Source organism: Photorhabdus australis DSM 17609 (assembly GCF_000711895.1).
GTDB lineage: Bacteria > Pseudomonadota > Gammaproteobacteria > Enterobacterales > Enterobacteriaceae > Photorhabdus > Photorhabdus australis.
The window spans coordinates 1-1,850 of record NZ_JONO01000122.1 but is presented as its reverse complement, the minus strand read 5'-3'; the positions used below and the strand labels follow the sequence as shown (position 1 = coordinate 1,850).

Annotated in this window: 2 protein-coding genes; both read left to right on the top strand. The window is 43.7% G+C overall.

Features of this window, described 5'->3' with window-relative positions; genetic code table 11:
• The first annotated feature begins 9 nt into the window (after nucleotides 1-9).
• Nucleotides 10-1,044, top strand: a complete 1,035-nt coding sequence (locus BO26_RS24315; protein ID WP_051691056.1) for a tail fiber protein — start codon at nucleotides 10-12, stop codon at nucleotides 1,042-1,044.
• Nucleotides 1,044-1,670: a tail fiber assembly protein gene (locus BO26_RS18375; protein WP_036774048.1), complete on the top strand. Its 627-nt coding sequence runs from the start codon at nucleotides 1,044-1,046 to the stop codon at nucleotides 1,668-1,670. Before BO26_RS24315 ends, BO26_RS18375 begins: the two co-directional genes overlap by 1 nt.
• The last annotated feature ends 180 nt before the right edge of the window (nucleotides 1,671-1,850 follow it).

Here is a 1,850-nt window from a genome sequence, read left to right as displayed (position 1 = left end):
CTTGGTTTAGTGGAAACGGTGGAATTGGCCAAAAGTGCGGTACCGAGTAGCCGGAAAATTAATGGCAAGGCGTTGAGTGGGGATGTCAATATCACGTCTCAGGATATCTTTGAGGGACAAGCAATATCCATTCCTGAAAAAGCTGATTTGAATGACTACAAGACACCGGGACTTTATTATCAGGTTAGTACAGCCCAGGCTATTTCTGGAAAGAATTATCCTGAAGGCAGTGCAGGTTCGTTAGTCATTTTAAAAGGTAACGGGGTTATTCAGCGTTATCATATCGTAGGGAGTACCAGAGCCTATACTAGAGGGTTTTATTCTGGGTCTGGGTGGTCAGCTTGGGCACAAGAATATAACACGCTCAATAAACCAACCGCCGAGGATGTTGGAGCTTTAGCGGGGATGAAAGTGTTCAATTATATTCCGGGTAATGAATATTTAGGGGTTTTCTCTGCTCATCACGAAGGCTATGAAAAAGGAATTAATTTCGGGTTTGTTAACTATGATTCAGGTCAAATATATGTTAATTCCAGTGGAGATCTGTATGCCTATTTTTTGCATGTTAACAAGAATCGCTATGGTGGCTTAGTCAACACGTTCCCTGTCGGCTCCCCCATTCTATGGCCGTTACCTACTGCGCCAGCTGGTTATTTTACATGCAATGGTCAGGCATTTAATAAATCCCTATATCCGCGATTAGCCGCTGCTTATCCATCAGGTGCACTACCTGATTTGCGGGGGGAATTTATCCGGGGTTGGGATGATGGTAGAGGGATAGATCCAGGGCGAGTGTGTGGTTCGTGGCAAGAAGATGCGCTCCAAAATATTACGGGCTCCATCGGAATGAGAAAAGGGGTAGAGAGTCCGCGGGCGGCGGGGGCTTTTACAGCAATATTTAAAAAAATTGCTGATTCAGGACACACAGGCGAAAATTGGGGGGTATCCGGGGATTGGAATTTTGACGCATCACTTGTCGCACGTACTGCAAACGAAACCCGCCCCCGCAACATCGCATTTAACTACATAGTGAGAGCAGCATAATGACAGAACAAAAATACTCTTTAGAACATGAAACAGCCATATTAGGTAAGGATGGATTAGCCACTCAAGCAGGTTGGATAAAGGTTTATCACACTAATCAGATGACAAGAGAATTTACCAATGCTGATATGGAATATCTCATGCTGGGTGTCAGCTTATCAGCCGGGGCTTATCCAGATGCGCCAGAACTCCCTCAATCCCATGATGTGGCTGTTCGTCGCAGTGAAGATAAATGCCGTTGGGAAATCGTGCCTGACTACCGTGGAAAAATGGCTTATGACACACAAAACCGTCAAAAATATGAAATCACTGAGCTGGGTGAATTGCCGGAAACATTGACATTCAAGCAACCGGCCACTGATTTTGATAAATGGGATGGCGAAAAATGGGTCACAGATACTAAAGCCCAAAAAGCCAGTCAAATTGAACAGGCAGAACAGCAACGTTCGGCATTGAGTCAGAATGCGAATGAAACGGTTGCATTGCTGCAAGACACTGTTGACTTAGATATTGCTACCAAAGCTGAAAAAGCCGCTCTGCTGGAATGGAAGAAATACAGAGTGATGTTGAGCCGGGTTGATGTTTCATTAGCCCCCAATATTAAATGGCCGGATCAGCCGAAATAAACACAGGGTCATACATGAACTGCACCTTAAAATGCGGAATATTCAATTAATAGAAGTGCTGTTCCTTTAAGGAATAAATAGAATTGAGACTGTAATTTAAATTGTGTATTTGCCTGCTTTTGATATGTTACATCCAACAACAAAGCAGGCATATTATGGACGAGAAAAAACTTAAAGCAC

Coding starts and splice junctions, on each gene's coding strand:
- BO26_RS18375 (WP_036774048.1), top strand. CDS start 1,044: ATGACAGAACAAAAATACTCTTTAGAACATGAAACAGCCATATTAGGT.